This window comes from Shewanella psychrotolerans (assembly GCF_019457595.1).
GTDB lineage: Bacteria > Pseudomonadota > Gammaproteobacteria > Enterobacterales > Shewanellaceae > Shewanella > Shewanella psychrotolerans.
In genome coordinates this window covers 3,682,772-3,704,078 of the sequence record NZ_CP080419.1, presented here as the reverse complement: position 1 = coordinate 3,704,078, position 21,307 = coordinate 3,682,772, and the positions used below count along the sequence as shown (strand labels likewise).

The 21,307-nt window shown below is 46.8% G+C and carries 15 protein-coding genes; 3 read left to right on the top strand and 12 right to left on the bottom strand.

Annotation, left to right across the window (positions count from 1 at the left end):
- Positions 1 to 48 precede the first annotated feature (48 nt).
- The gene (locus K0I62_RS16300) at positions 49 to 309 is read right to left on the bottom strand and encodes a DUF5062 family protein (RefSeq protein WP_220069111.1); all 261 of its coding nucleotides are present in this window, start codon (positions 307 to 309) and stop codon (positions 49 to 51) included.
- A gap of 170 nt (positions 310 to 479) precedes the next feature.
- On the opposite strand from K0I62_RS16300, the gene K0I62_RS16295 reads away from it, so the two are divergent.
- Positions 480 to 881 (top strand): VOC family protein, encoded by a 402-nt coding sequence (locus K0I62_RS16295; RefSeq protein WP_220069110.1) that lies wholly within the window; start codon positions 480 to 482, stop codon positions 879 to 881.
- 98 nt (positions 882 to 979) lie between these two features.
- Here K0I62_RS16295 and K0I62_RS16290 read toward each other — a convergent pair whose 3' ends face one another.
- The 9 genes from K0I62_RS16290 to K0I62_RS16250 all read right to left on the bottom strand — a co-directional run bounded on the left by K0I62_RS16290 (position 980) and on the right by K0I62_RS16250 (position 11,687).
- Positions 980 to 1,288 carry a hypothetical protein gene (locus K0I62_RS16290; RefSeq protein ID WP_220069109.1) on the bottom strand — a complete coding sequence of 103 codons (309 nt, stop codon included), beginning with the start codon at positions 1,286 to 1,288 and terminating at the stop codon, positions 980 to 982.
- Between the two features lie 918 nt (positions 1,289 to 2,206).
- Positions 2,207 to 2,629 (bottom strand): nitrate reductase cytochrome c-type subunit, encoded by a 423-nt coding sequence (locus tag K0I62_RS16285; protein WP_220069108.1) that lies wholly within the window; start codon positions 2,627 to 2,629, stop codon positions 2,207 to 2,209.
- Complete coding sequence (napH, locus tag K0I62_RS16280; RefSeq protein ID WP_220069107.1) at positions 2,626 to 3,507, bottom strand: quinol dehydrogenase ferredoxin subunit NapH; 882 nt, start codon at positions 3,505 to 3,507, stop codon at positions 2,626 to 2,628. The genes K0I62_RS16285 and napH overlap by 4 nt, the downstream gene beginning before the upstream one ends.
- Complete coding sequence (napG, locus tag K0I62_RS16275) at positions 3,504 to 4,235, bottom strand: ferredoxin-type protein NapG (protein WP_220069106.1); 732 nt, start codon at positions 4,233 to 4,235, stop codon at positions 3,504 to 3,506. The genes napH and napG overlap by 4 nt, the downstream gene beginning before the upstream one ends.
- Before the next feature lie 65 nt (positions 4,236 to 4,300).
- Positions 4,301 to 6,784 carry a nitrate reductase catalytic subunit NapA gene (gene napA, locus K0I62_RS16270; RefSeq protein ID WP_220069105.1) on the bottom strand — a complete coding sequence of 828 codons (2,484 nt, stop codon included), beginning with the start codon at positions 6,782 to 6,784 and terminating at the stop codon, positions 4,301 to 4,303.
- Positions 6,781 to 7,050 carry a chaperone NapD gene (locus K0I62_RS16265; RefSeq protein WP_220069104.1) on the bottom strand — a complete coding sequence of 90 codons (270 nt, stop codon included), beginning with the start codon at positions 7,048 to 7,050 and terminating at the stop codon, positions 6,781 to 6,783. Before K0I62_RS16265 ends, napA begins: the two co-directional genes overlap by 4 nt.
- Before the next feature lie 284 nt (positions 7,051 to 7,334).
- Entirely contained in the window at positions 7,335 to 8,516 is a 1,182-nt protein-coding gene (locus tag K0I62_RS16260) for a lipocalin-like domain-containing protein (protein WP_220069103.1), read from the bottom strand.
- A complete protein-coding gene (locus tag K0I62_RS16255) occupies positions 8,513 to 11,026 on the bottom strand; it encodes an ABC transporter permease (RefSeq protein WP_220069102.1) in 2,514 nt (837 codons plus the stop codon). The genes K0I62_RS16260 and K0I62_RS16255 overlap by 4 nt, the downstream gene beginning before the upstream one ends.
- Entirely contained in the window at positions 11,019 to 11,687 is a 669-nt protein-coding gene (locus K0I62_RS16250; protein ID WP_220069101.1) for an ABC transporter ATP-binding protein, read from the bottom strand. The genes K0I62_RS16255 and K0I62_RS16250 overlap by 8 nt, the downstream gene beginning before the upstream one ends.
- Positions 11,688 to 12,098: 411 nt before the next feature.
- On the opposite strand from K0I62_RS16250, the gene K0I62_RS16245 reads away from it, so the two are divergent.
- Together K0I62_RS16245 and K0I62_RS16240 are read left to right on the top strand one after the other, a co-directional pair.
- Positions 12,099 to 17,441 (top strand): PAS domain S-box protein, encoded by a 5,343-nt coding sequence (locus K0I62_RS16245; RefSeq protein WP_220069100.1) that lies wholly within the window; start codon positions 12,099 to 12,101, stop codon positions 17,439 to 17,441.
- Positions 17,442 to 17,544: 103 nt separating this feature from the next.
- Positions 17,545 to 18,564, top strand: coding sequence for a response regulator (locus K0I62_RS16240; protein WP_220069099.1), 1,020 nt, complete (start codon positions 17,545 to 17,547; stop codon positions 18,562 to 18,564).
- Between the two features lie 81 nt (positions 18,565 to 18,645).
- Here K0I62_RS16240 and ygfZ read toward each other — a convergent pair whose 3' ends face one another.
- Both ygfZ and serA read right to left on the bottom strand, forming a co-directional pair.
- Complete coding sequence (ygfZ, locus tag K0I62_RS16235) at positions 18,646 to 19,608, bottom strand: tRNA-modifying protein YgfZ (protein ID WP_220069098.1); 963 nt, start codon at positions 19,606 to 19,608, stop codon at positions 18,646 to 18,648.
- A gap of 356 nt (positions 19,609 to 19,964) precedes the next feature.
- Positions 19,965 to 21,194, bottom strand: coding sequence for a phosphoglycerate dehydrogenase (serA, locus tag K0I62_RS16230; RefSeq protein WP_220069097.1), 1,230 nt, complete (start codon positions 21,192 to 21,194; stop codon positions 19,965 to 19,967).
- Positions 21,195 to 21,307: the final 113 nt, after the last annotated feature.

Sequence of the window (21,307 nt, the reverse complement as noted above, 5' to 3'; positions counted from 1 at the left end):
AGGATGTTAGCGCACTACTCTGTCTGCTGGACGAACATTGATTGAGTATTAATTGAGTAGCGGATGATCTTCGGGGAGTTGGCGGCTGATCCACAGTATCAACTTATGCTTCATATTAGGGCCATCTTCTTTGTCTGTGGCTAATGGCTGGATCAGTTTATCTTGTACTAATAAGCGGTAGATACACTCGACTTTATCTTTAGGTGAAATGCCTTTATCAAAGTCGCCGAAACCGCGTTTCTTGGCGTAGCCTACACCAATTTCCATGGCGAGTTTTAATAGTTGTGCGTCGTGCTTGCCTTGTTTCATAACTGACTCCATTAAAGCTGATAGCACTAAACTACCCTAAATAGGGGCAATAAAAAATGACAAATTACCAATATTGAACAAGATGTTAGATTTAGGCTTTTGCCAGTTGAGAATCGTCTATTCTTACAGCATAAAGCCATTGGTAAGCCGCTCGAATCGTGGGGGAAGTGATGATAAATATTCAAGGAATAGATCATGTGGTGTTTCGCACCACTAAGCTTGATGCCATGCTGCACTTTTACCAGCAGGTATTGGGCTGCAACATTGAGCGCGAACTCAAGCAAGAGGGATTAACTCAGCTAAGAGCTGGCAATGCCCTGATTGATATTGTGCCTTGCGATAGCGAGCTGGGCCGTTTAGGTGGCAAAGCTCCGCAGCAAGATGGACGTAACGTCGACCATGTATGCCTGCTGATTAACCCAATGGATGAACAGGCACTGCTGGATTATCTCGCTGAGTTCGGTATTGCCACTGAGGGATTCGCCAAGCGTTATGGCGCCCAAGGTTTTGGCCGCTCACTTTATATCAATGACCCTGAGGGGAATGTTATCGAACTTAAGTTTTCGAATTAATTGGGTTCGCAAATGTTTTCTATCGAGTAGTTAAGGCTTATTTTTTTATAAAAAAACGGCAACCTTAGCTGCCGTTTATCTGACTATTTCAAATTATGCTAATTTAATTTTGCAGATGAATTATAGCGAATCAATCCTTTCAATACTGGACTGGTTTGTTCACAACTTTGCTGAAAGTTGACGGCGAGTTTTTTAACTTGGTTATCTGCATCATAAGCAAGCTCTATAATTTCAAATTCACCTAAGACAGAATTACAGCCTCGATGATCGCCATTAAAGTCTAATCCTGGCGCTAAAGGTGCTTGAAATGGATAGCGTGTTGCATTTTCATATCTTTTGGTCGTGAGCTGCTGACCTTTCGGTGCCGCTATGTCTAGTGTCCACCAGGTATTACCATCAACACGCACACCAATATGATCTTCATTTTCCCAGTTATTACGGCTCTGGGGGATCCCCTCATAATTCAGGTCTCCCAGCAGTGTGAACCAACTTGGTAAGCACCCTTTACACTAGACACTACACTGATTAGAAAAAAGTAGGTCAAATACTTATCCTTAAAGGCTGACGGATAAGTGCGCTAGCTTGGAATGGGGCAAAAGCACGTTAGCTTTTATCTTCTCATTCACACAAATAACGTCAAATCGAAGAGAGTTAATAATCCAGTGTAAGCGCGGTTTTGGCCTTCGAAATCATGGATGATTTCGTAGAGCCCACATGGAAGTGCTCGTGGCGAGCCAAAAGAGTGCTTGCACATTCCTCGCCGGACAGGCGTTAAGTAACAGCAAAGGTGTGACCTTCTAAAACACCCAACAAATAAGATGCAGCCAAACGCTACTAAAGTTAATCCCAAAAATGCCAAACCTTCATTCCAAGGCCAACAAACTTTGGTGCAAAAGCACGTTAGCTTTTTACTCGCCCCTCACACCAAATGAAGCAAAATCGAAGAGAGAAAATAACCTAGTGTAGATGCAGCTGAGGGTATCGAAAACATGGATGTTTTCGTTAAGCGGCCAAGGATGGCGCAAAGCGTCCCGAAGCAGTATCTGCACATCAGCGTGCCGCAGGCTATTGGTTACAGCGATAGTTAACGCTAGATACACCCTCACCGTAGGTGATAGCTAACCATGAAGCTGAAACCTTCAAACACTTTGCCATTATTGCAAACGTAATAAAAAACCACCTATTGCTAGGTGGCCTTTGCATGTAAGAATAGGCTAGTTTTCAATGCTTAACCTCGAACCTCGAACCTCGAACCTCGAACCTCGAACCTCGAACCTCGAACCTCGAACCTCGAACCTCGAACCTCGAACCTCGAACCTCGAACCTTACTGATTCGAAAAGTTATTCTCGACTAACTTCTGCTTGTTCTCAGCTTGTGGAACGTGACACTGAGTACAGTTGAAGAATTTGTTATCGAGCTTACTGTCGGCAAGCAGATGCGAAGCGTGGATCTCGGTCGCTTTCATGCGCTTGGCCTTTGCAGGGCTATGACAAGTCATGCAGCCGTTTTTCTTAATGGTGACGCTGTAGTCGGCTTTATGGGGGATCAGCGGTGGCTGGTGGACGAAGCCTCGCTCGATTGATGCTCCCCTCTTAGGGTAAGTCGGCATCGCATCGGCGGCACGCACCTCGGTGATCTCCGATTTTCCGAGTGAGCTGACATTGACAGGCTCAGCCGTGTTGTTGGCTTGCTGACCAGAGCAGGCACCTAGCGCCATAAGCGCGACTAAAGTGAGTACTTTTTTCATTGGTTGTTCTCCGCCTTTAGGGCAATTCGATTTTGATACTGGAAAACGCGTTGAGCACAGACGTCGATACAACGACCACATTGGGTGCAATCACTGTCGGTTATCATCGGATTTTTCCCCTTGAGGGCCGGTTTTAACACCTGCCTTTCAGGACAAATTTCGAAGCAATCCATACAGTTGTCGCAGTCTTTCGCATTCACAGCCGATATTTTTACCGGGCTTGCTTTGCCTAATAGCGCAAACATCGCACCAGTAGGACAAAGATGGCCACACCAGGCTCGCTCACTGATAAACAGGTCGAGCAAGAAGATCGCCGCTAAGATCCACAAGCTGCTTCCCGCACCAAATAGCAGTGCGCGATAGACTACGGGGACGGGGTTGACCCATTCCCAGGCAGCGATGCCGGAAAATAGTGGCATAAGCAGCACCACTGCTAGCAGGTAGTAGCGTAAGTTCCTTGGCATCTCGCTGGTGCGAGGCAAGTGAAGTTTACGTCTCAGCCAGCTTGCGGTATCTGTCACTAAATTAACCGGGCATACCCAGCTGCAAAATACGCGTCCACCAGTCACTAGATAAAATAGGGCTATGATGGCGGCGCCTAGCAGTAGGCTGAGTTCTGGCCAATGCCCTGTCATCAACACTTGCAAGGTCGCCAGTGGATCAGACAGCGGAATGGTAGCCAATAACTCGCTACTTGAGAGGTTGCCTTTGAGTAACCAAAGGCCAAACCAAGGGCCAATAGCAAAGGCAAGCAGCACACACAGTTGGCTAGCGCGACGTAGAAATAGAAACTTGTGGGCACGCCACCAGCCTAGTTCATCGATCGCAGCTTGAGCGAAACGTGCATTAGCCGTATTACTCATGCTTTTGCTGTTCATAATGTGAGCCCCTTGTTTAACATCTCAAGTGTGGTCTCTTCGGTGTTCATATAGGTATCGTGTGAAGCGGTTTTACCCAGCGCAATATGGGTTGGCAATACACGGATCGCTGACTCTTCCAACACGCAGACGTGTTCACATTTCCCGCAACCGGTGCAGCTGTCGCTGTTGACGGTGGGGAGGAACATGGCGTGGTGGTCGCTGCGTTGATTGTGTTGCCGCTCTAGGGTGATGGCCTCATCAATTAAGGGGCAGACGCGGTAACAGACGTCACAGCGTAACCCTTTAAAGTTGAGGCAGTTCTTCTCATCAATAAGGACGGCTATGCCCATTTTTGACTCATTAATCTCAGTCAAACTGTGGTCCAGCGAGCCCGATGGGCAGGCTTTAACACAGGGGATATCCTCACACATTTCGCACGGAACAGTGCGCGCCGTGAAATAGGGCGTACCCGTAGGAACTCCCTCAAACCAACGTGCTAGTTTAAGGGTGTCATAAGGGCAAGCCTCGACACACAAACCGCAGCGAACACATGCAGATAAGAAGTCATCTTCCGTTAATGCACCGGGTGGTCTAATCGCCAATGGGTCAAGGTGAGACGATTGTTTTGCAACCCCCGTCACTCCTAGCCCCAATAACCCCATCGCACAACCCGCCTTAGCCGATGTGGCTAAGAACTGGCGGCGATTAACGCCTTTGGCTTTGGTGTTGCGATTGACCTGGTTCATATTGTGCTCGTTAACTCTCTGTTTTTACTCAAGCGATTAAAGTTGTTTAGGTTGAGTGATCTGCCTTAGGCTTTCATCACTTTGACTGGACACTTCTTGAAATCCGTCTCTTTAGAGAGGGGATCGGTCGCATCGAGTAACAACTTGTTGACCAGTTGGCGCGCATCGAAGAATGGCATAAATACCACGCCTCTTGGCGGTTTGTTCCGGCCTTTGGTTTCAACACGGGTTTTAACTTCACCGCGAGGTGAGGCCACGACTACTTCATCACCGCGCTGTAGCCCACGCACTTTGGCATCTTCAGGATGCATAAATATCTGTGCATCGGGATAGGCGCGATAAAGCTCAGGAACACGGGCTGTCATCGAGCCTGTATGCCAATGCTCAAGTACGCGGCCGGTTGACATCCATAGATCGTATTCGGCATTAGGCTCTTCGGCGGCAGGCTCATAAGGCAGGGCGAAAATCACCGCTTTACCATCTGGTTTGCCATAGAAGTTAAAGCCTTCTCCGGCCTTAACATAAGGATCGCTGCCTTCGACGAAACGGCGCAATGTCTCTTTGCCGTCAATCACAGGCCAACGTAGACCGCGGGTCTCGTGGTAAGAGTCAAAGTTGGCCAAGTCATGGGCATGGCCGCGACCAAATTGGGCGTACTCTTCGAATAAGCCTTTTTGTAGGTAGTAACCAAAGGCCTCTGATTCATCGTTAAGATCAGCCTTGCAATCTGAAGTTGGGAACTTGTTCACCACACCGTTGGCAAACAACACATCGTAAAGGGTCTTATCGGCGTACTCAGGCTTCTTAGCGACCAACTCTGCTGGCCAGACTTCAGCGACCTTGAAGCGCTTAGAGAACTCGACTAACTGCCAGAGATCCGACTTTGCGCCGTCTGGTGCTTTTACCTGTTGGTGCCACATGTGAGTGCGACGCTCGGCATTACCATAGGCTCCCTCTTTTTCTACCCACATTGCCGTTGGTAGAATCAAATCTGCTGCCATTGCCGTGACGGTTGGGTAGGGATCAGATACTACGATGAAGTTTTCAGGGTTACGGAAACCTGGATAAATTTCATCGTTAATATTAGGGCCTGCCTGCATATTGTTGGTACACATAGTCCAGTAACAGTTGAGCTTGCCATCTTTGAGCATACGGCTTTGAAGCACTGCGTGATAACCCGGTTTTGGCGGGATAGTGCCTTCAGGCAGTTGCCATAGTTTTTCGGTTGCGGCGCGATGCTTAGGATTGGCTACAACCATGTCGGCAGGTAGGCGGTGAGCAAAGGTGCCAACTTCGCGAGCAGTACCACAGGCTGATGGTTGACCCGTTAGTGAGAACGGACTGTTACCTGGAGTGGCTATTTTACCTGTGAGTAGGTGGATGTTGTAGAGCATGTTGTTGGCCCACACACCACGTACGTGCTGGTTAATCCCCATGGTCCACAGGCTCATTATTTTCACTTTAGGATCGGAATAAGCTTTAGCCATGAGCTCAAGTTTTTCAGGCTCAACGCCACTCATCTGTGCGGCATATTCTAAGGTATAAGTGCTAACAAACTTAGCGTACTCGTCGAAGCTAATTGGCGTCGACTTACCGTTACCAGGGTTTTTCGCTTTCTGCTCTAGGGGATGGTTTGGACGCAGTCCGTAGCCGATATCGGTTGTCCCTAAGGCAAACTTAGTGTGCTTGGTAACGAAGTCTTTGTTTACCGCATCGTTTTGAATGATGTAGTTAGCGATATAGTTGAGGATCACTAGGTCTGACTGTGGACGGAACACCATGGCGTTGTCTGCTAGGTCGAAACTGCGGTTCTCAAAGGTCGATAATACGTGCACCCTGCTATCAGGGTTGCTGAGGCGACGGTCCGATAAACGCGCCCATAGGATCGGGTGCATTTCGGCCATGTTGGCACCCCAAAGCACAAAGTGATCCGCGGCTTCTAAGTCATCATAGCAGCCCATAGGCTCATCGATACCAAAGGTACGCATAAAGCCACCCACCGCAGATGCCATACAGTGGCGAGCGTTGGGATCGATGTTATTGGTGAGGAAACCTGCTTTGTGCAGTTTCGAGGCCGCATAGCCTTCCCATACGGTCCATTGACCAGAACCAAACATACCTACGGCGGTAGGTCCTTTGGTTTTGATGGTGTTTTTCCATTTGTCGGCCATAGTATCGAAGGCGACATCCCAGCTGACAGGGGTAAATTCACCCTCTTTGTCATACTGGCCATTCTTCATGCGCAGTAGCGGCGTGGTCAGCCTGTCTTTTCCGTACATGATTTTTGATAGGAAGTAGCCCTTAATACAGTTAAGGCCTTTGTTCACTGGACTTTCTGGATCGCCCTTAGTGGCAACAACTTTCCCTTTATTGGTGCCCACTAATACGCTACAGCCCACGCCACAAAAACGGCAGGGGGCTTTATCCCACTTGATGTTGTCTTTCTGCTCAGCGGCTTCAACGATCTTCACTGGCAGAGTGACTCCAACAGCGGTAGCAGCTGCAACTGCGGCGTTGGCTTTTAGAAACTCGCGGCGGCTAATGCTCATGGTGTTTCCTCACTCTTTTCTTCTATTGGTTCAACTTGGTGATAGACAAGACTGCTTGATAACACCCCGTTAAGGGCGTTAATGGCTTCGACGTTACTCAGTATAGACGCTTGAGTTTCACCCTCGAGGGTGACCACAAACTTACCTTCGTCGGTAACGGCATGAATATCGGCACCCTCTAAGGCGTCGATATCTGTTTGTACTTGTGTCACGGCATTAGGCGCCGCGTGCACGACTAGGCTGGTGACGTGATATTCCTGACTCATTGGGGCTTACCTTTTCAGTGCAAAGTAGCGGCTAAAAATATGGCGATGGTTAGTGGCGTTACTTGCTATAGGATAAAATTAAGTCTAAACCTTGCTGTTAATAGGGGTATACCTCTTGAGGGGTAACTGCAGTGTTTGTAGATCAAGATCAAACTTTTTGGCGTGATACTGTTCACAATTTGTTGTTAAACAGTTTTGGTGGATGTGTTGCTCAATTAGCGTACAACAAGGTACGAAGTGATTGACTAAGCTATTGAATAAAAAGAATCGTTGTTAAATGATAATTATTCGTAATATGGGGGGTAATATCCAGTTAGCTCCATATAACCAGAGCCAGTATGGCTACCTTTAATTGTAATTGGCCCCTCCCAATAAGTGATAGAGAGTGGCATTTTTGCATCGGGATTCAGTGGTGAAATACGCAGGTCAAGTGCTTGGTTGTCGATACGGATCTGCCACTCCACCGGATGCGGTTTTCCAGCAATCGTGTGCCAAGCGGTGGGCGTCATGCTTATTTCATTGGCACTAATGGTTTTACCACTGCCATCGGCGTACATGCGTCTGCCACTGTAAAAGTGCTTGCTGGGTGTGGTTTGAAGGTTATTTTCAGCTCGAAGTTGGAATAGCATTAAGGTCGAGCCGTCATTCAGTCGGAGCGCAAACCAGTCCCAGCCCTGCTGCTGTCTCGTGAGGAATTGAGAACTCCATTCTCGATCGAGCCATGCCTTACCTGATACATTGACGAATTTGCCATCAAGCATCACTTGACCTGTCACCTCGATAAAGGGTTGGCTGTAATAATAAGAGGCGACACTCGCATCGGCACTTTTTACGCTGTATCCGCCATCTCCTTGCAGCTGATAGGGCGCGCTTGTGGTTAACTTAAGTGAGTAGTTAACATTATCGCCAGTGACATGGAGCGTTGCAGGAAACAGCTCTTCGTTTTGGCTCTGCCATTGCCAACTATCGAGCTTTATTGTTAGCGGCGACGAGGATATACCTGCTAGTTGCTGCTGACCTCGAGACCAGCGCTCTTCGGCGTGATGGTGCTTAGCCGTGGTTATAGCACTGTGGGCCATATAGAGCTGGTTGCTCGCCCAGTTTGAGTTTGATTTGGGCACCTTTGAAGATAAGGCAATACGAAATTGAGTCCACTGAAGTCCTAATGGCGTTCCGGTTTCAGTGGTGAGGTTAGCGGTTAAGTACCACCACTCTTGGCGAAAATCATCATGGGCTAAATGATCTTCGGGGAAGCTAAAACTGCGGTTAGGCAATACCTGAGCGTAACCGATTTGGGTCTCGCCCATTAAGCCGCCCATACCGCTCGATGTATCTTGTTGTGGCTCGCTACAGCCAACCAGTAGGGTACATGAGAGACCGATCAGAGTCGCACTCGTGAGGACCACACGCGCGAGTTTGGGTGCTAAAGCACAAAGTTTGACTGACCGGTGGATTAATCTGCTCATAAGATATCGCTCTGTAGGCTGCTAATTAATGGGCGGCGGGTTTGTCGATAGAGTGGCAGTGCCACAGCGAGCGTGCTGGCGACTAATGCCAATAACACCACATCGAAATAGGCTGACCAATCCCACACCATGGCGATGCTCCAACCAAAGGCTTGTAAGGTCACTTTGTTGATCAGTAGGTAGCCCAAAATTGCCCCTGTTGGTAGGGCTACGATGCAGGTCAATATGACCATTAACAGCATTTGGGTTGTGACCATAGTGGTTAATTGGCGTCGACTAACCCCTAAGGTATATAGGCGAGCGATGGGGGCCATACGCGCTTGGGTCAACATATAACAAGCGCTAAATAAGCCAATAGCGGCCACTAATAAGGTTAAGGTGTTAAGCACTTGGGTAATGGAGAAGGTACGCTTAAACATCTCTATTGCTTGGACTTTAATCCGCGCCTGACTATAGATAAGAGATTCAGGCAGGGCTAACTGTTGCTGCAATTCTAAGCCATAGGCATCAAAATCGCCTCGATAGGTGATGGCGATACTTAGGGGCTCTGTGTCGAGTTTAGCCTGATGCCACAAGGCGGAAGGGATGATCACCTCACCATAGGGGTTGCCATAATCATAATAGATGGCCGCTATGGTTAACTTGGTATTGCCCAATGCATCAAGGCTGATGGAATCGCCGACGTTAAGTTGATGTTTAATAGCAAAGGGCTCGCTTACTATTACCTCAGGGGCTTTGGACAGCGCAGCGTCAAAGTAGTCTTGCCACAGAGCGGTTTCTGATGAGCTTTTAGCCGTCTTGATCACTGTGGTGTTTTCGATAGAGTAGCGATCGCGAGTCAGCAAAAAAATCGGTGTGTGCTGATACTTAGTTTTGGTTAACCACTGCTTATAGATCCCCGTTACCTGTTTATTTTGGCTTAATAGGGTTTCAAGCTCTACCATTTGATTCTTGGGCGGTCGCAAGTAAAGGTCAGCATGCAATCGGGCGTTAAGCCACTGTTTTAGGGTGATCTCAAAACTGCCTACTAGGCTATTCATGGAGATATTTGCCGTCAATGCCAGTAGCATCGCCATCATGGCCAGTGAGAGCGGTGGAATAAGCTCTTTGGTTTCGGCTATTTGATAACCAATAAGCCCTTTGGGACTCATTGCTGCTATGGCATTGATCAGTCGTACCAGTAGCCAAGGCAGTGACAGTGGAATGGCTAACACCACTAAGCCAAGTAGCCCCATGGTGATGCGGTAGTCTTGGCTGATGGGCATAAAAATTAGTGCGATAAGGGCTAAGATCATCGCCGACAACATTTGCCACTTCTGCGCCCGATGGGCATTTTTTTGCTGGCTAAACTGGCCAGAACTTTGGGCCAAGGGCTGACGCAGTAGCTCGATAAACAGTGAGCTACAAGCTAATAGCGCGGCCCCCAAGGTCAATAGCGTCGCTTGCACTAACCATTGCCAACGCCAGATCCCCGGTAAAATATTGGCTCCATATAACTGCTCTAAGGTCACAGAGACCATAGGCTGTAGCCAATAGCTAAGTTGTAAGCCTAAAATAAAGCCTACGACGGATCCCACGAGTACCAGCAGCAACAATTCGCCACTCAGGGCTGCCATGATAGACAGCTTCATAACGCCCTGTTGCTGTAGTTGAATGATTAAGCGTTTACGTTTGAGTAGGCTGTAACGCACGCCGTTGTAGGCAATAAATAGACCGACAATAAACGCCAGCAAGCTCATGGCGGTGAGGTTGAGATGAAAGCTGTTTGTGAGTGCTTTCATGCTATCGCCATTATCGCTTTCGCTGAGATTTCCGTTTGCTGCTAACCAACTTTCTAGGGCTAACTGTTTGTCGCTAACATCGCTGAAGATAGCGATATAACTTAACTGACCGGGTTTATCTAATAGTTGTTGCGCCAGTGATATATCCACTAGCAGGCGATTACCAAGATTAAACCTGTCATCCACTGTCACCACTTCTAGGGATACATCATCAAGGGTGAGGCGGTGGCTATCGAGGGTGTTAGCGGCAGAGCGGCTCATGAGTACAATAGGTTCACCAGCGATAATGCGCGCCAGTGGTAAGTCAAGTTTGCCAAAGGGGCTAGCGTGTGAGGAGGTGTCGTCTTTACTGTTTAATGCGCTAATAGCGGCAATGATATCGCTACCTTGCAGCTGCCAACGTTGCTGACGACTGTCGGTTATCCAGCCTTGGAGCACGGCGAGGCTCTGGTAGATCCCCATCTGTCGCAGTTCAATATAGCGCTGCTCTGCTAAATTTTCTTGCTGCGCTGCGGGGGTAATGAGCCATTTGGCTTGTTGACTGAGGAGTTCGGTGGCGCTGCTATAACTGTTAATTGCGTTCTCATTAGTGGCTCGAACTCCTGTTAACAGGGTAACGGCCAAAATGATCCCAATAATGATCGCCCCAGCTTGTAGCGGTGATTGGTGATAGTGAGCTAAGAACACCTTAAGGGTTAATAGGCTGCCTTTGATACTTGGACTATTCATGTATTTTGCCAAGATCTAAATGCCAACGTCGGTGCATAAAGTCGGCGCATTCTTGGCTATGGGTTACCATCAGAATGCTGGTGTCATGTTCTGCGGCGAGGGCACAGATTAGTCCCATCACTTCCAAGCTGGTGGTCTGATCTAAGTTACCTGTCGGCTCATCTGCCAGAAGCAGTGCGGGTTTATGAGCGAGGGCTCTAGCTATCGCCACTCGTTGCTGTTGACCACCTGAAAGGGTTTCGACGTGTCGTTTTAGTAGTGCTCGTAAGCCTAAGGTATCGACCAGATGATCGCACCAGCTGTTCCAGCTATCGCCATTAAGATGAAGAGGGAAGGCGATATTGTCTTCTACATTGAGCGGTGTTAGTAGATTAAATTGTTGGAATACCACCCCAAGTTGTTGATGACGAAATTGACTCCAATCGGTATCTTTCCAACTTTTAGTGACCTGTCCTAGTATTGACAGGCTGCCTGATGTGGGCGGCTCAAATCCGGCGATGATGTTCAGTAGGGTACTTTTGCCGCTGCCACTAGGCCCTGTCAGAGCTATGGTGTCGGCATGATTGAGTTTGAGTTCGATATCATCAAGAACGCGATGAAATTTATCGCCATCGGTAAATCCTTTGGAGATATTGTCTAAGCTAACTACGCTTGTATCCATCATCGCTCCTACTGCCCAAGTAACATGATGCCGTAAACCATATTGTTATCATATAGTAAATTACCCTGAGGTCTGCTTAATACTACTTTGTACGCACGAAATGCAGATAAAGATCGTTGTCGCTTATTTTGTCGGCGTTTTTATTCGCAATAAAAGTGGACTTGATTGGTTTGCCTTGTCACTCAAATTGAGTAGAAGGTTATTTAGCTTAGCATTGGTCTGTATTTGTAGGATAAATAATCAGTTTGTTGTTGAATACATTTGGTCATGGTGCTTTAATGAATTTACTAATTTCAGAATCTTCATGTAGTTAGCAATATTTTTTGGGTGATACTAGCAAGCCTTTAATTGACTTAGCGTATTGCTTTATGGTTATAAGTAAATCTTCCTGATTTTTAAGCACTGTGGAATATGGATATGAGCAGACTTCGTACTTTTCGTAGCAGGATTTTATCGCACATCGCTCTGCCGTTAATTGCGATCATGACTACCGTTTTCAGTATCAATGCTTGGTTCAATTATCAGGCTGAAGAAAAATATATTTATGATGATTTAGCGAAACAAGCCGATAATGCGGCACGTAGAATGCAGTTCTTTTTGTCGACGGCCGAAAAAGATACGAAAGCCATCACCGATCTGCTGAGTGAAATCGACAATAAGCAGCTGTTCAGCGATGCTCAAAAACTGCGCCAATTACTTACCCATCGTTTAGAGCTTCATCCTGATTTCTACGGCAGTGCCATTGCCTTTCAAAAAAATAAAGTTGAAGGTCGAAATCTCTATGCCCCCTACGTTTATCGTGACAAAGGAGACTTCAATACCCTAGATATTGGTGTCGATGGCTATGACTACACCGATGGCAAATGGGATTGGTGGAGTAAGGCGATAGATAACATTAATGGTTATTGGTCTACTCCCTACTTTGATGAGGGGGCGGGTAATATCTTGATGCTCACTTATTCTCACCCTTTTGGTTCAGCGCAGCCCTATGACGGCGTGCTGACGGTTGACTTGGCCTTAGATGTTATTCCACAAATGACGGGGATACCTCCTGAGCGAATTGTGATTATCGATGATAGTGGGCGATTGATTTTTCATGAAGATCATAGCCTTCTGCTAGCAAAAGGGACCGAGACTTGGTTGGCCAAGTCTAAAGATAACCAACTGTTTGTCGACCTATTTAATACGGGAAAAGAGGGCAGTAGCCTTATTGTTGATAGTGATGGTAATACGTTTCTTGCCAGTGTTGGTGTAGTGCCTGCACTGGGTTGGCGAGTGATTATCATGACCCCAGAAGAGCAGCTCTATAACCAGTTTTTTAGTGATTCCTCTTCATTAACGCTTAACCTGCTGCTGATCGTCATCGTACTTTTACTGACAAGCTATCTTACTGCCCGTCGTCTAACTCGGCCGATTGAAGAGTTAGAAGAGGGGATTGTCGAATTTGCCGCTGGGAGAGCCAAACGTATCGAAAAACCCAGTGGCGCCGTAAGTGAAATTGTGACCCTGACCAATAAGTTTAATGATATGGCAGGTGTGTTAGAGGAGCGTGAACAAGCACTTTTGGATTCTCGCGGCAATCGTTTTGCCAAGTTGATTGACGGTATGAGCGATAAATCTTTTTATTGCTCATTAGAACCCGATGGCCAAATTGCTCAGGTGAGTGCCGGGGTTGAAAAGGTGTTGGGGGTTACTCCCGATTTGTTGAAACGAAAATATCAACGTATGTTCTCCGACAATCCTTTAAATGAGCAAAATTGGGAGTATATGGATAGGGCGTTACAAGGGGAAAGTGTGCCGCCCCATCAAGTCGAGATGCTTGATGCCAGTGGTAAGCTGCGTCAGCTCGATCTGTTTATGCAACCACTGGTTTCCGATAGCCAAGAGTTACTGTCGGTTGAGATGCTATTTAACGATATTACCGAACAGTTTTCTGCAGCCGCCTGGTCTAATGCAGTGCTCGAATCAGCACCTGAGGCGATGTTGATCGTTGATGAAAGTGGGCAGATTGTTTTCACCAATACGCGCTGTCAAACCTTGTTTGGCTATGATGAAGAGCAGATGTTATCTATGTCTGTCGAACAGTTGGTACCTGAATATGCGCGTGCTAAGCATCCGGAGTTTCGTAGAGGCTTTATTGTCGCAGGCCAGGACCGTAAGATGGGACTCGGTGCTGGTGCCGAGCTTATGGCGCTTAAGGCTAATGGTAGCTTATTTCCTGTTGAAATTAGTTTAGGAATATTGCCACAAGATGTTGATGGCGGAAGACAAATTGCTGCATCTGTGCGAGATATGACAGAAGAGTTGGCGACCGCTAAACGCATTAGTGATAGTGAAAGCCGTTTTAGAGGCCTAGTCACCAATATTCCTGGCGCGGTATATCGAACGCGCATAGGCGATACTTGGGTGATGGAATATGTCAGCGATAACATAGGTGATATTACCGGTTATCCTGCCACTGATTTTATCGAAAACCGTAAACGTAGTTTCGTCAGTTTGATTGTTGAGGCCGATCGTGAATTAGTCAGTGAGGCGATCAACAGTGGTGTCGCTGAACACCGCGGATTTGAGGTGCAGTATCGTATTAAACACCGAGACGGTAGTGAACATTGGGTGCACGAAAAAGGTAAGGCGATCTACGATGATGCCGGTCAGCCTTTATGGTTTGATGGCAGTATTAATGACATCACCAGCAGTAAAATTGCCCAGCAGAAGATTGCTGAATCTCAACGGCAACTGGAAACCATTACCGAATCAATACCCAGTACAGTGTATCAATTACGCTGGATATCCAACAAGGAACGTAAATTTACTTTCCTATCCAGTGCATGTATTAGCACGTTAGGTTTTCATCGCGATCAAGCGATCCAGAATTTTGATCTTGTCGCTAATTGTATAGTGGAAAAGGAGCGTCCACAGATAGTTGAATTACTGTCAGGTAAAAGTAGCGAAGGGTTGAAATGGATAAATGAGTTTAGGTATAACCATCCGATGGGAGATTTGCGCTGGTTACAAGCGGGGGCCCATGGGAGCTATCAAGAAGACGGCAGTTTGCTCTGGAATGGTTACCTTATGGATGTTACAGAGCGTAAGCAGCTAGATAGGGAGCTTGCGAACCGAGAAGCTCATTTTAGAGCTCTGTTTGACCATGCGGGGATCGGCATTGTTAATATTGACGACCGCGGCGTTATTATCGATTGTAATGAGCAGTTTAGCCAATATATGCAGCTATCTGTCGCCGAGCTTAAAGGCACCTCCTTTTTTGATTGCCAACATCCCGAAGGCCGTGATGATGCTAAGGCGATATTACGTGAGAGAGCCGAAAATGGTAGCGATAGCATTACTGGCGAAATAAGATTAGTGAATCACAGCGGTGAATTGATGTGGATGGATATCACTGTCACTTGGTTGCAAGACAAACAGGGCAACATCAATTCAGCCGTATTGTCGATGGCGAATATCACCTCGTTGAAAGCGATATCCGAGGAATTAAGACAGGCGAAAGATATTGCCGATGCGGCGAGCAAGGCTAAAAGTGATTTTCTTGCTAATATGTCCCATGAGATCCGTACCCCTATGAACGCCATCATTGGCATGTCGCAGTTATGTTTACAGACAGAGTTGGATTCTAAACAACAAAACTACATCGAGAAAATCGATCGTGCATCTAAATCCCTGCTGGGGATCATTAATGATATTTTGGATTTCTCCAAGATTGAGGCGGGTAAGTTAGATATCGAATCGATACCGTTTCAACTCGATACCATGCTCGAAGATCTCAGCGATATGTTCTCAGTCAAAGCTGCCGATAAACAGCTGGAACTCTTGTTTGCGGTTGCGCCCAATATACCAAGGCACCTCGAAGGCGATCCACTGCGTTTGAGTCAGGTGCTAATCAATCTAATGAACAATGCGATTAAGTTCACTGATCAGGGCGAAGTATTACTGTCCATTAGTCAGTTAGAGCGCATTGATGACGATATCGTGCTGCGATTTAGCGTGCGTGATAATGGGATAGGTTTAACCGAAGAGCAACGTACAAAATTGTTTAAGTCGTTCAGTCAAGCTGATACCTCAACGACACGTAAGTATGGTGGTACTGGGTTAGGATTAGCGATTTGTAAGCAACTGGTCGAGTTAATGGGTGGTGAAATTGGCGTTGAAAGTCAATTTGGTAACGGTAGCACCTTCTTCTTTTCTGTGCGCTTTAAAGTCGCCGACAGTCAACTGTTAAAGGTTGAGGAGGAACTCGAAGGAATGAGGATCTTGGTGGCCGACGATAATGCAACAGCGCGTGATATTTTACGTACTACTTTAGAAAGCATGGGCTTTGAGGTGGATACCGTACGAAGTGGCGCAGAAGCCATCTCTCGCTGTGAACAGATGCATTACCCCATGGCTCTTATTGACTGGCGTATGCCAGAAATGGACGGTTTAGAGACATCGAATAAGATCTTAAATCAGATCGAGAATCCACCTAAATTATTGATCGTCTCGGCTCATGCCAATGCCGAGTTTATCGATAAGATAGAGAGTAGTGGTATCTCTGGATATATCACTAAACCTATCAGTGCTTCACGTCTACTCGATGGCATTATGTCGTCTTTGGGCAAGCATGGTGCCATGCCTGTGCGGCGCAAAGCTGTTGATATCAGCAAAGAGGTGCTATCACAACTCAAGGGTAAGCGCATCTTGTTAGTCGAAGATAATGAGATGAATCAGGAAGTGGCGACCGAGTTTTTAGAGCAGGTAGGCGTGATCTTATCGATTGCTGAAAATGGGCAAATCGCACTAGAAAAACTGGCGATGCAGAGCTTTGACCTCGTGTTAATGGATTGCCAGATGCCAGTGATGGATGGTTATCAAGCCACAGAAGCATTGCGTAAAAATCCACAGTTTGAATCACTACCGGTGATCGCTATGACAGCAAATGCCATGGCGGGTGACAAGGAGATGTGTTTGCGGGCGGGGATGAACGATCATATTGCTAAGCCAATCGAAGTGTCTCTGCTCTATAAGACCTTAATTGAATATTTAGGCGATGGTTCAACGGTCACTGCAGCCGACGATATTGTCTGCAGTGCTAACGACGAGTCGACGCGATTTTGGCCACAACACGAAGCTATTGATGTCGATAAGGGATTACAACTAGTCCAAAGTTCGGTAAGACTGTACCGCAGAATATTTGAGCGTTTTTATGCCGGTCAGATGCAGGTTGCCGAAGAGATCGACTTGGCGCTAACTCAGGGCCGCATTGAGGATGCAATTCGTTACGCCCATACGCTAAAAGGAGTGTCAGGCAATCTTTGTAGCCCTAAGCTGGTTGAATTGGCTAAAGCGATTGAAACCAAGTTAATGGCCTCAGAGAAACCGGATGTTTCAGCAGAGTTAGCGCAGTTATCGGAACTTGTTGCATCGATATGCGAAGCAATCTCTCTGTGGATATCTCATCAACAACAAGAAACCGCTGATGACACTAATGATGCAGATGTCCCTGAGAAACCGTTAATGTCGGATAGTGAGTTACAGCAAGCGATTAGCGAACTGCTCGATATGCTAGAAGATGCTGATTCGAGTGCGGTGGATAAAATGAATCAGATAAAAGAGGGACTACCCACAGAAAGGTGGCAGAAGATCAGTCCCGCAGTCGCTATGGTCAATAGCTATCAATTTGATGAGGCCGCGGAATTAATTGAAGAGTATTTCGGCTCGAATAACACAAGCGACTCCACCATCAATAAGCACCAGCAGTAGCGCAGAGTTTATCGCTGTAACTGCGAATTTGACGCAATAGATCAAAGTGGATGAATATTGGTGACTATGCTGATGATATTATACTCAAAGGAGAATGAGTTTCATGGATAATGCGACGGTTCTGGTTGTAGATGATACCCCTGAGAATATCGACATTTTGGTTGGTATCTTAGGGGGAGATTACAAAGTCAAAGTGGCAATTGATGGCCCGAAAGCGTTAGCGCTGGCAAGGAAGAGCGCACCTGATCTCATCTTGCTTGATGTGATGATGCCTGGCATGAATGGCTACGAAGTGTGTAAGCGCCTCAAGCAAGATCCCTTAACCAGCCATATCCCCGTTATTTTTGTTACCGCATTAGCCGATGTTGCCGATGAGACTCAAGGGTTTGAACTTGGCGCGGTAGATTACATCACTAAGCCTGTAAGTGCGCCGGTCGTAAAAGCGCGAGTAAAAACCCATTTAGCGTTATATGATCAAAAACGCTTGTTAGAAGAAGAGGTTAAATCTCGAACCAAGGAGCTGGAAGAGACTCGTTTTGAGATCATCCGTCGACTTGGGCGTGCAGCTGAATATAAGGATAATGAAACGGGGCTACATGTCATTCGTATGAGTCATTATGCCAAGTTGTTAGCGCAGCAAGCGGGGTTGCCTGATAAGTATTGCGAACTTATTTATAACGCAGCGCCCATGCATGACATAGGTAAAATTGGCACCCCAGATTCAATTTTGAAAAAGCCAGCTAAGTTAGATGCAGATGAATGGAAAGAGATGCAGCGCCACGCCGAAATTGGTGCCCAGATCATTGGCGAGCATAACGATCCTTTACTTGAAATGGCGAAAAGGATTGCGCTTACCCATCATGAAAAATGGGATGGCTCTGGTTATCCTAATGGACTGTCGGGAACCGAGATCCCGATAGAGGGACGTATAGTTGCGATTGCCGATGTATTTGATGCGCTCACCTCCATTCGCCCCTACAAAAAAGCATGGACAATTGAAGATACAATGAATTTAATCGAGAGTGAGTCGGGCAAGCATTTTGATCCAGAGCTGGTGGTCCATTTTTGCGCCATTTTAGATGAGGCGGTAAAAGTCCGTGATGCCCACAATGAAACCGAATAGCGCTTATTGGATGTTATGGGAATAGTAAAAAGGCGCTTAATGCGCCTTTTATTTTGGTCTGTATTAGATCAATGCTGAATACTATTCGTCGTCTAGAGAGTAAGGAAGAGGCTGAATCGACAGGTTTGATGTTTCATCATCAGCGAAACGTAGTATCGCAGCATCAGTGGTGTCATTGGGGAGGACAGCCGTTAATATGACGTGCTCTCCCGATTGAGCGTACTCGATAATCGATCCCGTTTTTTTGAAACCACTCTCCAAGGCTAACTCGAGCTGGCTCTCAAGGGTTATCGTATTCTGGGTTGTGCCCGCCAAAATATAAAGCGCCCGCTTGTTGCCACCACGATATTTCATCCTAGCAACGGTTTCTTGCCCCATGTAACAGCCTTTGTTAAAGCTAATGCCATTAACCGCTTGTAAGTTACACATCTGAGGCACAAATTGTCCTTGATGGGCCGCAGCGATATTGGGATATCCCGCTTGAATCTCTATGCTTTGCCAAACGCTGCTTGTGTAAATCGGTTGCTCTATTGTGTCTATCAGTGCGTCACTGTTCTTGGCCGCAACGACGATAATGTAGCGTTCGCCATCTTTAAGGATCACGCCATCAGGGATTGCTGTGACGGGCGCTGAGATTGCACCAAACTGGCTTTGAACCCAAGAGTTCGCCTCTTGTCCAGCAACGCCTAATATGGCCCAGCTATCGCTTGCATCTGCAAGGTCTGCTTTGCTAAATACCGCATATTTAGCCAGTTGTGGCAAATCTGCGGCTAAGGTGTCTTTAGGCATCATCAGCATTAATGCATCATCGATACTAAAGGCTCTAAAGCTTGCAAGCATTTTACCTTTAGGATCGCAGTGCGCGCCCCACATCCATTGGTCGGCATTAAGTGAGCTGATATCTGTAGTCACTTGGCCATGGATAAAGCTACGGCCCTGTTCGCCAGTGACACTAAGCAGGCCTAAGTGGGAAAGATTACAAAAAACGAGCGTGGGGATCTCCTCAGTTACACTCCACTGAGGTTGAGAAACGGTAAGTGTCATATCATGTTCCTAGGCATTGGCATGGAGATAGTATTCGATTGTAACCTTAATGGTTTATTACTCATAAATATATGGGCGTTTGGAACAATTTAAAGGGGCAGGTGTAGTCGTTTGGTGAATTTGGTCTGCTGATTTGAGGTGATATCATCACTTTTGTAACCAGTGACATTATGACAAAGAGCGTTATACCGACATATAGCTCAGAGTTGCGACTTGACGCTGTTTAATGGGGCATTGGCCAGTGCTATCGCTAAAGCGATGAATGTGAGCAAGTCAGTCATGGTTCCGTGAGTTGAGATAAAAAAAGACGCACCGTTTAGGATGCGCCTTCATGTTATTGGATATCGATGTAAGGATTAGTGCAGCAGGCGTGCTCTAATCGTGCCTTCGATGGCTTTCATCTCTTCCAATGCTTCAGCTGCTTGGTCTGAGTTGACTTCCATGACGACATAACCAATTTCTGCTGTGGTTTGTAGGTACTGAGCAGCGATGTTGATGCCCTTCTCTGCAAAGGCTTGGTTAATCTTAATCAAGATACCTGGGCGGTTATGGTGAATATGCAGTAAGCGTGAAGCATCTTTATGCTGCGCTAACGAAACTTCTGGGAAGTTCACTGCGGTCATCGTTGAACCATTGTCAGAGTATTTCGCGAGCTTACCAGCCACTTCAATACCGATGTTTTCTTGTGCTTCTTGGGTACTACCGCCAACATGAGGCGTTAAAAGCACATTATCTAGCCCGCGAAGTGGGCTGACGAACTCATCATCATTTGATTTTGGCTCGATAGGAAACACGTCGATGGCGGCGCCGGCGATATGGTCATTGCGAATCGATTTTGCTAGCGCTTCGATATCGACTACAGTGCCACGAGAGGCATTGATTAAAATGCTGCCTGCACGCATGCAAGCTAATTCAGCCTCGCCAATCATGTTCTTGGTTTGTGGCGTTTCTGGCACATGTAGGCTGACGACATCAGATAGTGATAGTAGCTGCTCCAGAGAATGCACTTGCTGCGCATTACCTAATGGTAGTTTGTCTTCAATATCGAAGAAGATAACTCGCATACCTAAGGTTTCAGCTAAAATGCCAAGCTGAGTTCCAATATGGCCATAACCAATCACACCTAAAGTTTTACCACGGGCCTCGAAGCTACCCGATGCACTTTTTAACCAGCCGCCACGGTGAGCTAACGCATTACGCTGTGGAATGCCACGAAACAACATAATGATCTCACCCAATACCAGTTCTGCAACACTTCGAGTGTTTGAGAACGGTGCATTGAACACGGGGATCCCCAGTTTTTCTGCCGCCGTAAGGTCGACCTGATTGGTGCCGATACAGAAGCAACCGATACTGACCAGTTTTTCAGCGTGGTTAAGTACGGATTGGGTCAGTTGGGTACGAGAGCGAATACCGACAAAATGAGCATCTTTAATCGAGGCGAGTAACTCCTCCTCCCCGAGTGATGCTTTGTGATATTCAATGTTGCTGTAACCTGCTCGTTTGAATACATCTACCGCAGATTGGTGGACGCCTTCCAACAGCAGGATCTTGATCTTATCCTTGTCTAGCGAGTGTTTCGCCATGATTTAGGTACCCTCTTTGTCGGTTGTTGCTATTATGTGGTAATTGTTTTGTATGTTGATTGCAAAGCCCCCACAAAATAGCACCTTTTTTAGTCAGTGTGGAGGGCTAGATG